Source organism: Azospirillaceae bacterium, from assembly GCA_028283825.1.
Taxonomy (GTDB): domain Bacteria; phylum Pseudomonadota; class Alphaproteobacteria; order Azospirillales; family Azospirillaceae; genus Nitrospirillum.
In genome coordinates this window covers 455,997-474,076 of the sequence record JAPWJW010000001.1, presented here as the reverse complement: position 1 = coordinate 474,076, position 18,080 = coordinate 455,997, and the positions used below count along the sequence as shown (strand labels likewise).

The window sequence follows — 18,080 nt, the reverse complement described above, 5'->3', positions numbered from 1 at the left end:
TACGGTTTCGATATGCCGAAAGCTTTTCCCATGCCCCGCCCCTTCGCCGGCTTCGTCGCCTGCCCTGTCGGCCGTCCACGCCGGCTGACGGCCCGCCTGTACCTGTCCGCCGCCTTGGCTCTGACCGCCGCCGCCTGCGCCTGGGTGCCGGACGTGGGGCCGGCCCCCGCGCCGCATCCCGCCGGCGACTATGCGACACACGCCAGCTTCGCGGCCGGCGCTGCCGCCGAATGGCCCGCCGACCGGTGGTGGACGGCCTATGGCGATGCCCAGCTGGACGCGTTGATCGAGGAGGGGCTGGCCGGCGCGCCGGACCTGGCGGCGGCGGCGGCACGGCTGCGCAAGGCGGACGCCCTGGCGGGGCAGGCGGATGCCGCCCTGTGGCCCAAACTGACGGCCAACGCCCAGGTGACTGAGGACAAGCAGAGCTACCGCTACCTGTTCCCGCAATCCTTCGTGCCCAAGGGCTATCATGAGGTGCCGCGGGCGACCCTGGACCTCAGCTACGATATCGACCTCTGGGGGAAGAACCGGGCCAGCCTGGCGGCGGCGACGTCGGAGGCGGAGGCCGCGCGGGCCGACCTGGCCCAGGCGCGCCTGACCCTGTCGGTGGGCATCGCCGCGGCCTACGCCGACCTGGTGCAGCAGGTGGCCGACCGCGCCGCCGCCGCCGATGCCGTGGACGTGCGCGACCGCAGCACCGGCCTGGTGCGCCAGCGCCATGCCAACGGCCTGGAAACCCTGGGTGCGGTCCGCCAGGCCGAGGCGCGGGAGGCCGGCGCCCGCGCCGATCTGGCCGCCCAGGACGAGACCATCGCCCTGACCCGCAACCGCCTGGCGGCCCTGCTGGGCGCCGGCCCTGACCGGGGCCTGGCCATCCAGCCGCCGGCCGCCGTCCAACTGAAGGCCTTCGGCCTGCCCGCCGATGTGGGCGCCGACCTGCTGGGCCGCCGGCCGGACGTGGTCACCGCCCGCCTGCGGGCGCAGGCGCTGGCCAGGCGCATCGACGTGGCCGAGGCGGCCTTTTACCCCAACGTGAACCTGGCCGCCTATTTCGGCCTGCAGACCCTGGGCCTGAACGCGCTGACCAAGTCCGGCGCCACCATCGGCAGCGTGGGTCCGGCCGTCAGCCTGCCGATCTTCGAGGGTGGTGCGCTGGCATCCCAATACCGGGGGGCCCGCGCCGACTATGACGCCGCCGTGGCCGACTATGACGCCACGGTGGCCAAGGCCCTGCAGGACGTGGCCGACGCCGCCGTCAGCACCCGGGCCTTGCAGGTGCGCCTGGCCCATGCCCGGGACGCGCTGGCGGCCGCCGCCGAGGCCCACCGCATCGCCACCGCCCGGTACGAGGGCAAGCTGTCCACCTACCTGGACGTGCTGACGGCGGAGGACACGCTGATCAGCGATCGTCGCGTCCTGGCCGACCTTGAGGCCCGCGCCTTCACGCTGGACGTCGCCCTGGTCCGCGCGCTGGGCGGCGGATACCACGAGGCCGCCCCGTCGCCAACCACCATCGCCGCCGCTGCCGCCGGCCCCCGTTCCTGAGGAACCCCTTCCATGTCCGACATTTCCGCAACCGCCGACGCCCACACCCGGCCGCACCCGGCGAAGGCCGGCCGCTCCCCGCGGGCCACGCTGTTCGCCGGCCTGGGCGCCGTCGTCCTTCTGGCCGGGCTGGGGTATGGCGGTTACCGCCTGGTGGTTGGTTCCCGCTACGTCTCCACCGACAACGCCTACGTCAACGCCGACTCCGCACAGGTGACTTCCTCCGTCGAGGGCACGGTGCGCGCCGTGCCGGTGGTGGACACGCAAGCCGTGAAGCGGGGCGACGTGCTGGTGGTCATCGATGACACCGACGCCCGCATCGCGCTGGCCCAGGCGGAGGCGCAGCTGGGCCAGGCCGAACGCCGGGTGCGGGGCTATTTCGCCAATGACGGCGCCCTGGCGGCCCAGGTGGCGGCGCGTGAGGCCGACAGCGCCCGGGCCGAGGCGCAGCTGGTGTCCGCGCAGGCCGACTTTGACCGCGCCCGCATCGACCTGGATCGCCGCAAGGCGCTGGCGGCATCGGGTGCCGTGTCGGGGGAGGAACTGACCAGCGCGCAGAATGCTTTCGCCACCGCCGGTGCCAACCTGGCCGCCGCCAAGGCCAGCCGTGCCCAGGCCGTGGCCAGCCGCGCCGCGGCCCAGGGCTCGCAGAAGGTCAACACGGTGCTGATCAGCGACAGCACGGTGGAGACCAATCCCGAGGTCATGGCCGCCCGCGCCCGGGTGGAACAGGCCCGGGTGGACCTGGGCCGCACGGTGGTGAAGGCGCCGTTCGACGGCGTGGTGGCCCGCCGCCAGGTGCAGGTGGGCCAGCGGGTCAAGGCCGACACCGTGCTGATGAGCGTGGTGCCGGTGGGCCAGGCTTATGTCGACGCCAATTACAAGGAAGTGCAGCTGGCCGACGTGCGGCCCGGCCAGCCGGTGGAACTGACCTCCGACCTTTATGGTGGCCGTGTCGTCTTCCATGGCCAGGTCGCCGGCCTGGCGGGCGGTACCGGTTCCGCCTTCGCGCTGATCCCGGCGCAGAACGCCACCGGCAACTGGATCAAGGTGGTACAGCGCGTGCCGGTGCGCATCCTGCTGGACCCCAGCGAACTGGCCGTCCACCCCCTGCGCGTCGGCCTGTCCATGAACGTGACCATCGACACCGGCGCGGCGCCCGCCGCCGCCCGGCGCTGAGGGGGCGGCCATGAACCCCGATGCCCCCAAGACACTGTCGGGCGGTCAACTCCTGCTGGGCGGATTGCTGCTGGCCGCCGCCAACTTCCTGGTGGTGCTGGACACCACCATCGCCAACGTGTCGGTGCCCAACATCGCCGGCGGTCTGGCGGTGTCGTCCAGCCAGGGCACCTTCGTCATCACCTCCTACGCGGTGGCGGAGGCGGTGACCGTGCCGCTGACCGGCTGGCTGGCGGCACGCTTTGGGGCAGTGCGTACCTTCGTGCTGGGCATGCTAGGGTTCGGCCTGTGCTCCGCCCTCTGCGGCTTCGCCCAGTCGCTGGGCATGCTGGTGCTGTTCCGCGTGATGCAGGGCCTGGCCGGCGGCCCGCTGATGCCGCTGTCGCAGACCCTGCTGCTGCGCATCTTCCCCAAGGAAAAGGCGCCGGCGGCCATGGGTATCTGGGCCATGACTACCCTGGTGGCGCCCATCCTGGGACCCATCCTGGGCGGTACCTTGTGCGACAGCTGGGGCTGGCCCTTCATCTTCTTCATCAACGTGCCCATCGCCATCGTCTGTGCTGCCGCCTGCTGGGGCCTGCTGCGCCCGTTCGAGACGCCGCTGGTGAAGTCGCGCATCGACATCGTCGGCCTGCTGCTGCTGATCGTCTGGGTGGGCGCCTTGCAGATCATGCTGGACGAGGGCAAGGATCTGGACTGGTTCGCCTCCACCGACATCGTGGGCCTGGCCATCGTGGCCGCCATCGGTTTCGCCGCCTTCCTCATCTGGGAATCGACGGTGGACCATCCCATCGTGGATTTGCGGGTGTTCCGCCATCGCGGCTACGCCATGGCGGTGCTGACCATCAGCTTAGGGTTCGGCGCCTTCTTCGGCACCGCCGTGCTGACGCCGCTCTGGCTGCAAAGCAACATGGGCTACACCGCCACCTGGGCGGGATACGCCACGGCGGTCTCCGGCGTCTCCGCCGTCCTGCTGGCGCCCCTGGTGGCCAAGCTGTCGGCCAAGGTGGATCCCCGGCCACTGGTGTTCTTCGGCCTGGCCTGGATGGCGGGGGTGACCTTCTATCGCTGCGGGTCCACCAGCGACATGACCTATTTCCAGATCGCCGCCCCCTTGCTGTTGCAGGGCATCGGCATGCCCTTCTTCTTCGTGCCGCTGACCTCGCTGGCGCTGGCCAGCGTGGACCCGGTGGAGACGGCGTCGGCCGCCGGGTTGATGAACTTCCTGCGCACCTTCTCTGGCGCCTTCGCCACCTCGCTGGTCAACACGTTGTGGGAGGATGGCGCCACCCGCAACCGGGCGGAACTGGTGGATATGCTGCGCCCGGACGTGCTGTCCGGCGGCCTCAGCGCCGGCCGGCTGGACCAGCTGGTGCAGGGGCAAGGGGTGATGCTGGCCACCAACCAGGTGTTCCTGGGCGTGGCGGCGGCCCTGTTCCTGGCGTCCCTGGTCATCTGGCTGGCGCCCCGGCCCACCCGTGTCGCCGACACCACGGGTGTGCATTAGTTTGGATGTCCTCAAGCGCCGGCAGGCGCGTCCGCGCCTTTGGCTATCCTCGACTTCCAGTCCGCTTCGCTCCCCGGAAGTCTCCGGCGGTCCCGGTCGGGACCTATATGTCCGGGTTCCCTCAAGCGGCGGGCGCGGGCATCCGCCCGCTTGCCTTGTCCTCGCTTTTCAGTCCACTGCGTTCCCCGAAAAGCTCCGGCAGACGCGGTCGCGTCCTACAGCGGCGTGAAGCCAAGGCTTCACGCCACTGATACTGGGTTGGGTGTCCTTAGAACTTGTAGCTGGCCTTCACGCCGAACTCGCTGCGGTCGTTATTGCGGATGATTTCGGTGAAGCCGGCGAAGGCGTCGTCCAGCCGGCCGACGTCGTAACGCTTGTTGAAGATGTTCTCGCCGTAGATGGCCGCCGTCCACGACCCGTGGATGGGGGTGTAGGCGATGTTGAATCCGAACAGGCTGCGCGACTTGATCAGATTGTAGCTGTCGTTGGCGGCCTGGCCGTATTCCTTGCCGCGGTATGAGTAATCGATGCGGGCATCGACCGTGCCGCTGTCCAGGAACAGATGGTATTCCGGTGCCACCGACACGGTCCATTGCGGCGTCAAGGCGGGGGTGAAACCGACCTTGATGGCGGTAGCGTCGCCGGGCACCGCCGTGATCTGGGAATCGATGAAGCCCATCGACCCCTGGATGTCGAAGGACTTGGTGATCTTCAAGGTCCCCTCCACCTCCACGCCCTTGGCTTCCGACTGGCCCGCACTTTCGATGCGGGTGTTGAAGCCGGTGGCCGATGGTTGCGACACCTCCAGCGGCAGGTCGGTGTATTCGGTATAGAACAGTGACACGTTCATTTGCAGGCGGTCGAAGAACACGCCCTTGATGCCCGTCTCGTAGTTGGTGGCGAAGGTGGGGTTGAAGGAAACGAAGTAACTGGGTCCGTTGAAGGGCCGCGGCGGATAACCCCCGCTCTGGTAACCGCGTGAAATGGTGGCGTAGGCGCTCAGGGCCTTCTGGATGTCGTAGGTCGCCGACACGTCCCAGGTGGTGGCGGTCCACGACTGGCTGCGGTAGGTGCGCGAGGGATCGGTCCAGCTGTCGAACTGGGCGCTGGCGTCCTTGTGGTCGTCGGAATAACGCACGCCCGCCGACACCTTCAGGTCGTCCAGCACCTGGTAACCGGCATGGCCGTACACGGCGTAGCTGCTGGTGGTTTGTTTCAGGTCGAAATAGCCGCTGGGGGCCAGGTAGACGGTGGGGCCGGAATTGGTGTTGCCCTCCTCATCCCCGGCATAGGCGCCGACGACAAAGTCCAGCTTGCCGTATTCCCCGTTCAACTGCGGTTCCACCGAGTATTGCCGGGCAAAACCGCGCTCAGGATAGGATTCCAAATCCAGGTAGGTCTGGTCGTCGTCCAGGCCGCCGGTGTAGTGGGTGTAGCGGAAGCCGCCCAGAACCTTGGCCGACAAATTGTCGTTCAATTCCCAGTTGGCGGTCAGCGAGGCGCCACGGTTCTGGATGGTCTGCTTGAACAGTTCGGCGTGGTTGGAATTGCTGTCGTCCGGGTTGGCTGGCAGCAGGCTTTGGCTCAGGCCCAGGCTGGTGAAGGCGGCATTGGGGTTGATCACCTCCATCGTCGTGGGTGACTTGCCATAGATGCCGGTCATGGCATCCACGGTCAGCAGCAATGAGAACTTCTCCGACGCTTGCAGCTTGGCGGCGGCGCGGCCGGAATATTCGTTGATCTCGCCCACATCCTCCGGCGCATCCACCTTCAGCGCCTTGCCGATGCCGTCGCGGCGGTTGAGGCTGGCGGTGAAGGACACCGCCAGTTTGTCGGTCAGGTGCGTGTTGGTGTAGACGTCGGCCTGCACCCGGGCGCGGGTGCCCACCTTCAGGTCGGCCCGCGTCACCTCCTCATCGCCCGGTTGGGCGGTGATGATGTTGACGGCGCCGCCGATGGTGTTCTTGCCGTACAGCGTGCCCTGGGGGCCGCGCAGCACCTCCACCCGCTCGATATTGGTCAGGTCTGAGGTTGGACCCCATCTGCCGGCCCAGATAGACGCCGTCGACATAGACGCCCACCGCCGGGTCGGTGGTGATGATGTGGTCCTGCAGGCCGATGCCGCGGATGAAGATGGCGGCGTGCGCCGGATTGCCCACGCCGAAACGGTTGATCTCCAGGTTGGGGACGTATTTGCCCACGTCCGCCAGATTGTCCATGTTGCGCTGCTGGATATCCTCCGCCGTGAAGGCGGAGATGGCGGTGGGCGTCTCCGTCAGGCTTTCCGCCCGTTTGCGCGCCGTGACCACCACCTCCTGGAAGGCGTCATCGTCGGCCGGCATCGCCGTTTGGGGAGCCCCTGTCTGGGCCATCGCCGGGGACAGGCCCAGCAGCACCATGGCCGTGCCGGCGGCCAACGCCGCCCGCAGGTTGCGGACTTTCAAAGTAACGGCCGGTTTTGAAAAAATGGATGCCTGTGTCGTATGCTTGCCCGTTTTGGAACTGACTGCCCTGTTCAACATTCTTGTCCCCGTCTTTCGTGATTGTTCTGACGAAAGCGGGCTCGTTCATTCTTTTATTTTTGATGAGAGTTCTGGGTGACCGATGGCGAGCCCCCGACTCCTCCCCATTTCGCGGGCTGGGCGGGCGATTGCGGGCCCGGTCCATCCACACTTCCAGCATCCCCGCAGCCGTGGGTTGCGGCAAACACTTTTTGACCAGATGGTCAGGTTTTTGGTTTTTGCGGCCGTCGGCGCCCCCGGCACATGCGCTTGGGACCGGCAAATGGGCCGGCACCCCGCGCCGGGGGCATGCCGGTGGATGTGGATGCTTGTTCGGGTGGGATGATGCGCCTCAATGGGCCGGCCGCGCCGCATCCCGAGTCGGCCTCTCCGGCGCCATGAAAAAGGGCGGCTCGCGGGCCGCCCTTTTCGTTCCAATCGGCGGTGCCAATCAGGCGATACGGGTCGCCTTCACCAGGCGGCTGTGGCCCACCACCATGGAATAGCTGCCCAGCAGGCCATGGTTGATGCGTACCGGGTCACCCGGCTTGGGGTCGAAGGTCAGGGCTTCCTTGCTGACCCAGGTCTGGCCGTTTTCCAGGGTGACGGCGAAGATGCGATAGGGCAGGGCCACCACCTTGGCGACGGTGGAGTTCAACTCCTCCTCCTGCTCCTTGTCGTCCTGGGCCCGCTGCTCTTCCGTGCGGGGCAGCTTTTCCTTGCCGAAGTCCTGCGCAGGCGTCGTGGGGGCCGCCTGTGCCGTGGCGGCCGCTGCGGGGGCGGCGCCCGGTGTCGTGGCCGGGGCGGCGGCCAAGGGCGTGCTGGCGGCGCTTGCGGCCAGGGCATCATAGCAGGCCAGGCGCTGGGTGGCGTCACCGATGGCGCGGCAGCTGGCCAGCGTGTCGGCGGCCAGCGCGACGTGGGGAATGGCGGGCGCCACGGCCATGGTCACGATCAGGGCGGCGGCGGTCTTCTTGAACGGCATGGTCCGGAATTCCAGGAGGTTGATCCGTAACGCGATCTTCGGGGGCAGAGTGTGCCACGCCTTTACACCAGGCGGAATAGCGGCGGCTGTCGGGCGATAAGGGGCGGCGGATAAAAGAAAAACGCGGGCAAAAAGAAAACGGCGGGCCCCGGGGGGCCCGCCGTCTCTGATACGCACGCTAAGCTTCGTTCGATTAGAACTTGGCGGAAGCGCTGAAGAAGAAGTAACGGCCCAGGCTGTCGTAAACCTGCGAGTAGGTGTTGCCGTTGATGTACGACGAGTTGCCGTTGACCTGGGTGGTGACCAGGGGCGGATCCTTGTCGAAGACGTTGTTCACGCCGCCGCTCAGCGTCAGCCAATCGCTGACCTGGTAGGACGCCGCGAAGTCGAAGTAATCGTAAGCAGCGATGCTGTTCAGGCCGGGGATGCCGGTGCCGTTCAGCGTGGCGTTGCTGCTCTGCACTTCCCACTGGCTGCCGCTGATGTGGCGCCAGTTCACCGAGATGTTGGCATCCCACGGGGTTTCCCAGGTCATACGGACCTTGTGACGCCAAATCGGAACGGGGTTGGAGCAGGTGGCACCGTAATAGCCGGCGCAATCGTAACCATCGCTGCCCGGAAGCGCCTGAGTCACCTGGTCCAGCGTGAACGTGCCGGTGAAGTTGAAGTTCAGGGCGCCGATCTTCTCGATACCGACATCGGCCAGATCCAGGCGATAGTTCGCGTTGAAGTCGATGCCCGACGTCTCTTCGCTACCGGTGTTCTGGTTGGTGTTGGTGACGTAGCCGGTGGTGCCCAGCCACAGCGAGCCGGTGGACGAACGGTGGATCAGCGGGCAGTAGTAGCTGGTGTTGATGCCGTTCAAGCAGTTGGTCATGATCAGGTCGGCGCCGATGCCGCCGATCAGGCCGTCGATCTTGATGTTGTAGTAGTCGGCCGACAGGGTCAGGTCCGGCAAGAAGGTCGGGGTCAGCACCGCGCCGACGGTCAGGGTGTCGGCCGTTTCCGGCTTCAGCTCGGTGTTGCCGCCTTCAAGGTCGTTGTACTGGCCGGCGCCGTTGGCGGTGATGTGGCCGTACTGGGCGGCCGACACGCCGGTGCGCAAGCACTCGGCGGCAGTCGGGGCGCCAGCGGCGGTCATGTCACCGGCGCAGGGGTCGTTGGACAGGCCCAAGGCGACGCCCGACGGCGTGAACAGTTCCACCACGTTCGGCGCACGGGTGGCGTGGTTGAAGCCGGCGCGGAAACGGATGTCCGAGGTCGGGGCCCACTCACCGCCCACCTTGTAGGTGTCGGTCTTGCCGGAGGTGCTGTAGTCGGAATAGCGGTAACCGCCTTCCAGGTTCAGGTCCTTAATGAAGGGCTTGTCCTGGATCAGCGGGATCTTGATTTCCATGAAGGCTTCACGGACGTCATAGGCACCCGCCACACCGTGGGTCGGGCCACCCTGGCCGGCCAAGTCGCCGCTGTCGAATTCCTGGTCGACCTTCAGGGTCAGCTCTTCACGGCGGTACTCGGTACCGAACGCGATGCCGACACCGTGGCTGGCCAGCGGGCTCTGCAGGCCGTAACGGCCCAGGTCACCGCTGATGGACGCGTTGATGTCGTCCTGGACGGTGGAACCTTCCTTGAAGCCCGGGGTCTGCAGGTAGGTCAAGGCGGCGCTGGAGATGCCGGTGGTGGTGTCGAAGATGTTGTAGGGTACGCAGCCGGCGGCCACGGCGGTGGCGTTGGCGCAGACCAGATTGCCGCTGGTGTCCTTCGTGACGTTCAGCGCTTCGGCCGTACGGGCCAGCGAGAAGTCATTCTTGTAGGTCTCGGACAGCAGGACGGTGCTGCGCTGGGCGTAGACGTCGTAGCTCCAACCGTCCGCGATGTCGCCCTTCAGGCCGGCCAGCACGCGGTAGGAGGTGTGACGCAGGTCGTCGATACGACCGCCGCCTTCGACGTTACGACGCAGGATGCTGACGTCGGCACTGTCCGTGGCGCCCAGGCCGTTGTTGGTGCACAGCGTGGTGACTTCGCTGGCCGACAGCAGCGGGCTGTTACAACCGATGGTGAATTCCTGACCGAACACGCCCGACGGCGCGATCTGGGCGACCGTGTGGTCGTCGTGGAACATGAACTCGGTGTAGACCTGGACATGCGGGTTGAATTCGTAGTGGCCGAAGAAGCCCGCTGAATAACGCTGGTCCGGACGCTGGTAGTAGTTGTACGGCGCGTAGTTGAACGCGTCGGCCGACGTATAGTCGCGCAGGCTGTTGCCGCTGACGACGTAGTCGCCGCCGCCGATGTTGTCGATGATCTGGGCCGGGGCGGTGGTGCCCGAGCCGCCGCACGAGTAGGCGCCCTTGGCGGAGACGCTGATGGAGCAGGCGCTGTAGTCGCGCTTGTCCTGGGTCACGGCCATCGTCTTGCGGTAGTCGGCGTAGACGGTGATGTTGCCCTTGCCGTCGGGGGTGTTCACACCCAGCGTGCCGGAGTAGGTGCGGGTGAAGCCGTCGGTAACGTCATCTTCGGGCAGGCCGAAGTTGCGCGCCTTGACGGCGTTCTGGTAACGCGTGGCGTCGTTGTTATGCTGGTAGAAGCTGTAGCTGATGTCAGCCCGCGCGCCTTCGAAATTGTCGTCCATCACGAAGTTGACGACGCCGGCGACGGCGTCCGCGCCGTACACGGCCGAGGCGCCACCGGTCAGCACGTCAACGCGCTTGACCAGGGCTTCGGGGATTTCGTTCAAGTCGGCGGCCGGGTTCAGCGGCGAACCGGCGGGCATGCGGTGGCCGTTGACCAGCACCAGGGTGCGGGACGGGCCCAGGTCGCGCAAGTCGACGGTGGCCGTACCGGTGGAGCCGTTGGAGATGGCGCTGCCCTGGCCGGCGAAAGCCTGGGGCAGGTTGTTGATCACGTCTTCGATGCGGGTCGCGCCTTGCAGCTTGATTTCCGCGCTGTCGACGCTCGTGACCGGGCTGATGCCGGTGGAAGAGTCCGACTTAATACGCGAACCCGTGATGACGATTTCCTGCAGGTCGTCGTCCGCAGCGAAGGCCGTCGTCGTGATCGACGCCAGGGCGCACACGCCAAGGGCGGCGCCCGTCAGCAGCGACTGACGGATCCTGCTCTCAAATCCCTTCATGTAGTCCATCTCCATTCGGATTGGTTGTTCCCCGTTCGTGCCGCCAGGACTTCGTTCCTGGCCTCTGGCGGCCCTGCCTCAGGTCGCTTCTGCCCAGCGTCCTGTTGGCTTGGGAGCAAGTTTTCCGATCACCCTTGCAATGCGTCAACGATCGAACCACTGGTGGCGTATATTCCGCGCATGTCTGTATCTTTTTGGTTACACTTAAGCGATAAACTTGCGCCAAAATTGTTGAAATTGGACAAAAATAACCCCGAGACAGAATGAGTCATCCGACACACTTCTGTTGCAAATAAAAAATCAAACCGTAACGGGGGCAAATCGGATAATTACCGACGCCATTCCGGAATCAGCGGGGGCCTGCGGCGCGGTGCCGACCCGACTCAGGCGGGCGGCCCGTTTCCGACGGATAGGGCCCCATCCCATCCATTCAGCGGCCAGCGGGGGCGCCGTTCCTAGCGGATTCGCAAAGAAAAAGGGGCGGCCCGAAGGCCGCCCCTTTTCTTATTTGCAACTGATCGCCAGGGATCAGAACTGGAACCGCACGGTACCCATGAAGGTCCGCGGGGCGCCGACCAGGTAGTAGGGCGTCGAGCCCTTGAGGCCCGTGACGCCCAGCGCCGTGGTTTGCGAGGTGCTGATGACGTTGATGTAGTGACGGTCGAACAGGTTCTCGACGTTGAACTGCAGGTAGGAACCGTGGAAGCCCAGCGCGTCCGGCAGATCCAGGCGGGCTTCGAAGTTGGCGACGAAGAACGGGGTGGTCCATTCGTCGTTCACATCGGTGGCGGCACGGGTGCCGGTGAACTTGCCTTCCAGCGACATGGACAGGATATCCAGCGGCTTGTACTCGACACGGGCGCTGGTCATGAACTCAGGCGTGTCCACCAGTTCCTTGCCCTTGGTCGGGACGATGACGCCACCGCTGGTGACATTGCCCTTGACCTCGGAGTGGGTGTAGCTGGCTTCGGCGTAGATATTGACCTGATCGGTGATGGCGAAACCGGCCTCGCCGCTGGCACCGTACAGATCCACGCGGCCCAGGCTGCGGTCCTGGAACAGGGTGGGATCGTCCGGGCTCGGGGCGGAGACGACGCGGTTGATGTAGCGGGTATACCAGCCTTCGACCGAGGTCATCAGCCAGCCGGTCTGGAAGCGATGACCCAGTTCGAAGTTGTAGGTCTTTTCCGGGGTGATGGCACCGACGTCGCGGACCACGTTGTACAGGTTGTCGGTACGCGGGGCCGAGAAGCCTTCCGAGAACTGGAAGTAGACCTGGTTTTCCGGGGTCACCTGGTAGGACACGCCCAGGCTGGGCAGCGGCTCGCTGAAGTCCTTGGTCGTGCTGTACGGCGCCTTGTACACGCTGCTGACGGTGGAGGCGGCCTGGGTGGTGCAGGTGGCGCCGCCCGAGGTCGTCGTGTAGCAGTAGTTGTTCAGTTCACGATGGAAGTAAGGCAGGCGCAGCGCCGGGGTGATCTGCAGCTTCTGGTCGAACGCCTTGTAGGTGTATTCCAGCGAGGCTTGGTTCAGCTCGGCGATCGAGTAGCGGTTGCGGGTCTCGAACGGCTGGCCGTCGGCGGTGTAGATGGTGCCGGAGTTCTTGCCGCCGAACACGTCCAGCGGCTTGCCGTCGGCGCCGATGTAGGTGTACTCGCCCGTCTGGCGGTGACGGCCGTAGTCCAGGGTGTAGCCGACACGGAAGCGGTTGTTGTCGTCGATGTCCCAGATGACGGACGAGGTCACGCCGGTGCGGAAGGTGTTGGTGTTGCTGGGCGAGTACAGCGTGACGGTGTCCAGCGTGTCGCCGTCGCCGTTCAGGTCCACGCCCTTGCTGGTGCTGCCCTTCAGGCGGGCGTCGGTTTCGCTGACCGTCGTGAGGCCGCCGCCGTTGGCCAGCGTGTACTGGAAGTACGGATCGACCGTCAGCATGACGTCGTCGCTGAGGTGGAAGCGCGACTGGCCGTGGACGTTGCCCGTGTTGGACGGGTTCAGGCGCAGGTTGTAGTAACCGCCGTTGGTGCTGACGTTGGCCGCCGGGGCGGTGTCGGCCTTGCCGGGGGTGGCGGTCTGCGGGATCCAGGTCGGGTTGTAATCAGCGAAGTAATCCGCGGACAGCTGGGCGCGCGATTCCGTGTAGTAGAAGTTGTTGCGGTTTTCGTTGTAGTGACCCTGCACGGAGATGAAGTCGCCGCCGCCCAAATCTTCATAGATGCGGCCGTTGAACTGCTTCTTCTCGATGCCGCCCGGGCCCTTGAACTTGTCATAGCTCTCGTACGAGCCGGACAGGAAGGCGCTGGTGCGGCCGCCGGGGCCGAAGGCGCCGGTGTCGATCACGCTGAAGACGCGCTTGTAGTCATTGCTGCCGAAGCTGACCAGCGTATCGACGTTCAGGGTGTCCAGCGGCTTGCGGGTCTGGACGTTGATGGTGCCGCCGGTGGCGGAGGCCGTGGGGCTGTCGACGTCGGTGGTGCCGATGTTGACGGTCGCCTGCTTCAGCAGTTCGGCGTCGATCAGCTGGTTGGAATAGATCGCGTAGTTGCCGGTGTCGTTCAGCGGGATGCCGTCGAACGTCAGCGAGACGCGGTTGCCGTCGAAGCCGCGGATGCGGATGTTGCCGCCGCTGGAACCATAGGCGTCGTTGTTGGTGAAGTTCACGCCCGGCAGCATGTTCAGCGCGGCCAGCGCGGTCTGGCCGGCGGTCTGCTGCGACAGGTATTCCTGGGTGACGGTGCCGCGCGACTTGGGGGCGGTCTCGGCCTGCATGATGCCGATGGACGGCTGCTGGCGGGCACCCGTCACGATGATTTCGTCCATTTCCTGCGAGGCGGTGGACTGCGCCAGCGCCGGCGCCGTCCAGGCGGTGACCGCCGACAGGGCCAACGCGCCCGAGCTCAACTTAAGGAAAGTGGCATAGCGCTGCGCCGGCGTCTTGGCGCGAAGGATACTGCTCATCGGTTGCCCCCAGATTGGAATGTTCGTCGTTCGGTCAGCCATGCACCCGTCTGCTCCCGCTCGTTCAGCCGGGTGGCGGCTGCGTCGGGCGCTTTATTCCCTCCTTCGTATTACAACAACATTACAGAGGCGCGGCCTTCTTGCATCTTCGTCACCAAAACGCGTTTATTTGCCCAGAAGTGTGGCCGAAGAACCACACGGCGGTGGGGTGATGCGGCAAAGTGCAGCGCAGCTTTTTTGCGCATTTATGGGGATAATTACATTATATATCAATATGTTAGAAAGTGCGGCAAGTGCGCACACCACCTGTGGCGCCCCTTGTGTTGCAGAATGATGAAATCTTGACCTGTTGATCAGGAATTCCCGCGAATCAGGCACCCGGCGCCGCGGCTCGGGACGGGGCCTTTCATTAAGCGCCGCTCATGATTGGCGGCCCCGGCGCCGGGGTCCGGCCGCGCACCACGGCAGCCTATGGTTGGCGGCGTCTTGGCGGGGCGGGGACGGGCCCTAATATCAATGGCGGCCCGGTTTCAGGACCGGCGGGTCGGGGGAAGGCCCGCATGGGCGCCTTGCCAAATGGACGGCCGGTTGTCTCCGGGTTAAGAAGGGGGCGGCCCTACGGGCAGATAGCCCGGTTGTGCGGACGGTGAGGGATGATGCGGCTTCCGGGACTGCGTGGCAGGCTGCTGCTGTTGCTGGTGGCCGTCATTGGCGCCATGGCGGCGCTGATGGTGGTGGAGGGGCGGTCGCGGCGCGAGGCGGCGGTCACCGCCGCCCGGTCCCATGTCCGCATCCTGTCCCAGGTGGCGGCGGAAGAGCATCGGGTGCTGGTTGAGCAGTTGGGCCATCTGGTGGAAACGGTGGCCCTGCAGGAAATCGCCCTGTCGCCGGAGGAATGCACCGCCGACCTGGTGCGTCTGAAATCGGCGGAGCCCTGGATCGCCAACGTGTTCCTGTCGCGGCCGGACGGCACGGCGATCTGCGCCTCCTCCCCCGCGGCGGCGGCGGTCAGCGCCGGCGACCGCGACTATTTCAAGGAGGCGGTGCGCACCGGCCGCCCCACGCTCAGCGACTACATCATCGGCCGCACCTCCGGCATCCCCGTCCTGGCGCTGGCCCGGCCCGTCCTGGGGTCGGATGGCCAGGTCAAGGCCGTGGCCCGCGCCAGCATGCGCCTGAACTGGACCGGCCGCCTGGCGGCCATGGCGGCGGACATGCCCAACGGGCTGTTCGCCATCGTCGACAGCCAGGGCCGGGTGCTGGTGCGGTTCCCGGCGCCGATACCCGCGCCGGATGTCGTGGGCGCATCCCCGGCGCCGGAATCCCCGACCGCCACGCCGCCCTTGCCCACGCCGGCGCTGGACGCCGCCCTGGTGGCCGGTCTGTTCGCCCAGCCCAGCGGCACCCTGATGTCCGCCGGCCTGGACGGCGTGCCGCGCATCGTGGGCTTCGGCCCGCTTCAGGGCATCAACGCCCGGGTGGTGGTCAGCCTGCCCACGGCCGAGGCGCTGGGCGAGGCGGACGAGGATTTCTGGCGCAGCATGGTGGGCCTGACCGCCGTCGCCGCCCTCGCCCTGCTGTTCGGTGTCTTCGGCCTGGAAACCTCGATCATGAGCCGGCTGGGCGGCCTGACCCGGGTGGTGGAGCGCATCGGCCGGGGTGAGCGCGGGGTGCGGGCACCGGACCGGTCCGGCGATGCGGAATTCGGCGTGCTGGCGCGGGCCATCAACACCATGGCCCATAACCTGGAACGCGGCGCCACCGACCTGGCGGAGCGTGAGGTGCGTTTCCGCGACCTGATCGACGTGTCCACCGACTGGTATTGGGAAGCGGACGCCCAGCGGCGGCTGACCTATGTGTCGCCCGGCGTCCGCGCCATCGGCCTGGATCCCCTGCGCATGGTGGGTGAGACCCATGTCTCCGGCCTGTCGCCCACGCCGGAGACGGCGGCGGCGCTGGCCGCCGGCCTGGACCGGCAGGAATTCCGCGAGCTGCGTTATGTTGTCAGCCACCCCAGCGGCCGGCGTTACCACGTCGTGCTGTCGGGCCGGCCCCTGTACGATGCCGACGGCACCATTCGCGGCTGGCGAGGGGCGGGGCGGGACATCACCGCCCTGGTGGAGGCCCGGCACGCCCTGGAGGAGAGCGAGGCGCGCTTCCGCCTGCTGGCCGACCGGGCCAGCGACATCATCCTGCTGACGCGGCCCGACGGCGCCCGGCTTTATGTGTCCCCCTCGGTGGAACGCATCCTGGGTTATACGGTGGCGGAGTTCACGGCGCTGGGCTTCACGGCCTTGCGCCATCCCGACGACCATGTCCTGGATACCACGCTGAACGCGCTGTCGGATTCCGCCCTGCGCGCCGGGCCGGCCCTGGTCGGGGCCGGCGACCTGGGCGCGGACGCCAGCGGCGGCGTCTCCGCGCGCTTTCGCCTGCGGCACAAGGACGGGCGCTGGATCTGGCTTGAGGCCATCGTCTCATTGACCCGGGGCGATGACGGCGCCCCGCTGATCATTTCCGCCTCGCGCGATGTCACCGAACGGGTGCGGCAGGAGCAGGAGTTGCGGACCGCGCGCGATACGCTGACGGCCGCCGCGGCGGAACTGGAGCAGGCCCGGCGGGCAGCGGAGGATGCGAATTCCGCGAAATCGGCCTTCCTTACCACCACCAGTCACGAGATCCGGACGCCATTGAATGGCATCATCGGGGCGGTGCAGCTTTTGTCGGCCGAGCCTCTGGCCCCTTTGCAGCGCGATCTGGCCGTCATCATCCGTGACAGTGCCCAGACCCTGCTGCTGCTGGTGGACGACCTGCTGGACCTGGCGAAGATGGAGGCGGGGCGGGTGGAACTGGTCGAAGCGGACTTCCAATTGGCAGCGGCGGTGACGGAGGCCGCGCGTCTCATGGAAGGCCAGGCCCGGGCCAAGGGGCTGAGCCTGCGCACCAGCATCGCGCCGGAGGCGGCGGGCACCTTCCGTGGTGATGCCGGCCGCCTGCGCCAACTGCTGCTGAACCTGCTGGCCAACGCCGTGAAGTTCACCAACGTGGGTGAGATCCACCTGATGGCGGAGATTTTCGACGGACCGGCGGCCCCGGACGACGGCCTTCACGACGCGCGGGTGGTGCTGACCGTCCGCGACACCGGCATCGGCATGACGGCGGAACAGCAGGCGCGGCTGTTCAACCGCTTCGTCCAGGGCGATGACGGCATCGCCGCCCGCTACGGCGGCAACGGGCTGGGGCTGGCCATCTGCCGTGAGCTTGCCGGGCTGATGGGCGGGACCATCGCCGTGGACAGCGCGCCCGGCCGGGGCAGCACCTTCATCATCGACCTTCACCTGCCGCGCCGGGCCATGCCGGTGGCCCCCGCCGCCGAGGCGCCGGCCCGGCCGCCCGCCAAGCGTGGTGCCGGCCATCGCGTCCTGGTGGTGGAGGACAACAGCATCAACGCCCGCCTGACGGAAATGATGCTGCGCACCGAAGGGTATGAGGTGGTGCTGGCCGCCGACGGTGCCGCCGGTGCCGATGCCGCCCTGGGCATGCCGCTGGTGGATTTGGTGCTGATGGACATCCAGATGGCGGGCATGGACGGGCTGGACGCGACCCGCCGCATCCGTGCCGGTGAGCCGGCCGGCCGGCGGGTGCCGGTCATTGCCATGACCGCCAACGCCATGGTGGGCATGCGTGAGGAATATCTGGCGGCCGGCATGGACGACTATGTGTCCAAGCCCTTCGACCAGGGCCGTTTCCTGGACCTGGTGGCGCGCTGGACCGGCGGGGCGGCGGCGGGAACGTCGGCGCTGGCCGCCCCCGCCGCCATGGCCGGCCCCAGCGACGGCTATCCCATGGCCGACCAGCCCCTGTTCGATGGCGAGCCGCTGGCCAAGCTGGTGGATTTGGCGGGGCGCGAGGGCACGGTCGACATGGTGCGGGAGTTCGTGGCCTTCGGCCAGGCGCGCATCGCCCGCACCGTCGGCCTGGTGGCCGCCGGCAACCTGCCCGAGGCGCGGCGCGAGGCGCACAGCCTGATTTCCACCGTCGGCAATCTGGGCCTGCGCCGTTTGCAATACTTGGCGCAATCCCTGGAACAGGCCTGCATCGTGGAGGACGGCGCCCAGGCCCAGGATCTGGCCGCCGCCATCGCCGCCGTCGCCCCCGCCTCCTGGGCGGCGCTGGCCCGGGATTACCCGGTGCCCATCGCCGCCGCCTGACGGCGGCGGCTTGGTTTTGTTCCTCAGGCGCCGGCAGCCGCATCCGCGGCTTTGGCTGGTC

At 67.0% G+C, this 18,080-nt stretch carries 9 protein-coding genes; 4 read left to right on the top strand and 5 right to left on the bottom strand.

Annotated elements, in window-relative coordinates; genetic code table 11:
• Positions 1-30 precede the first annotated feature (30 nt).
• From PW843_01775 to PW843_01765, 3 genes are read left to right on the top strand one after another with little or no spacing between them, the layout of a single operon-like run.
• Positions 31-1,548, top strand: a complete 1,518-nt coding sequence (locus PW843_01775; GenBank protein ID MDE1145331.1) for an efflux transporter outer membrane subunit — start codon at positions 31-33, stop codon at positions 1,546-1,548.
• 12 nt (positions 1,549-1,560) lie between these two features.
• On the top strand, positions 1,561-2,727 hold the full coding sequence (locus tag PW843_01770; GenBank protein ID MDE1145330.1) for an HlyD family secretion protein: 1,167 nt from the start codon (positions 1,561-1,563) through the stop codon (positions 2,725-2,727).
• Positions 2,728-2,737: 10 nt separating this feature from the next.
• Positions 2,738-4,234 (top strand): DHA2 family efflux MFS transporter permease subunit, encoded by a 1,497-nt coding sequence (locus PW843_01765; protein MDE1145329.1) that lies wholly within the window; start codon positions 2,738-2,740, stop codon positions 4,232-4,234.
• Between the two features lie 268 nt (positions 4,235-4,502).
• Here the strand turns inward: PW843_01765 and PW843_01760 are convergent, their stop codons facing one another.
• From PW843_01760 to PW843_01740, 5 genes are all read right to left on the bottom strand, one after another.
• The gene (locus PW843_01760; GenBank protein MDE1145328.1) at positions 4,503-6,233 is read right to left on the bottom strand and encodes a TonB-dependent receptor; all 1,731 of its coding nucleotides are present in this window, start codon (positions 6,231-6,233) and stop codon (positions 4,503-4,505) included.
• Complete coding sequence (locus tag PW843_01755) at positions 6,148-6,678, bottom strand: Plug domain-containing protein (GenBank protein ID MDE1145327.1); 531 nt, start codon at positions 6,676-6,678, stop codon at positions 6,148-6,150. Before PW843_01755 ends, PW843_01760 begins: the two co-directional genes overlap by 86 nt.
• 508 nt (positions 6,679-7,186) lie before the next feature.
• Positions 7,187-7,720: a hypothetical protein gene (locus PW843_01750; protein ID MDE1145326.1), complete on the bottom strand. Its 534-nt coding sequence runs from the start codon at positions 7,718-7,720 to the stop codon at positions 7,187-7,189.
• Between the two features lie 193 nt (positions 7,721-7,913).
• Positions 7,914-10,853, bottom strand: a complete 2,940-nt coding sequence (locus tag PW843_01745; GenBank protein MDE1145325.1) for a TonB-dependent receptor — start codon at positions 10,851-10,853, stop codon at positions 7,914-7,916.
• A 528-nt stretch (positions 10,854-11,381) separates the two neighbouring features.
• Positions 11,382-13,808, bottom strand: coding sequence for a TonB-dependent receptor (locus PW843_01740; GenBank protein MDE1145324.1), 2,427 nt, complete (start codon positions 13,806-13,808; stop codon positions 11,382-11,384).
• Between the two features lie 653 nt (positions 13,809-14,461).
• Between PW843_01740 and PW843_01735 the strand changes: the two genes are divergently transcribed.
• On the top strand, positions 14,462-18,019 hold the full coding sequence (locus PW843_01735) for a PAS domain S-box protein (protein MDE1145323.1): 3,558 nt from the start codon (positions 14,462-14,464) through the stop codon (positions 18,017-18,019).
• Positions 18,020-18,080 lie beyond the last annotated feature (61 nt).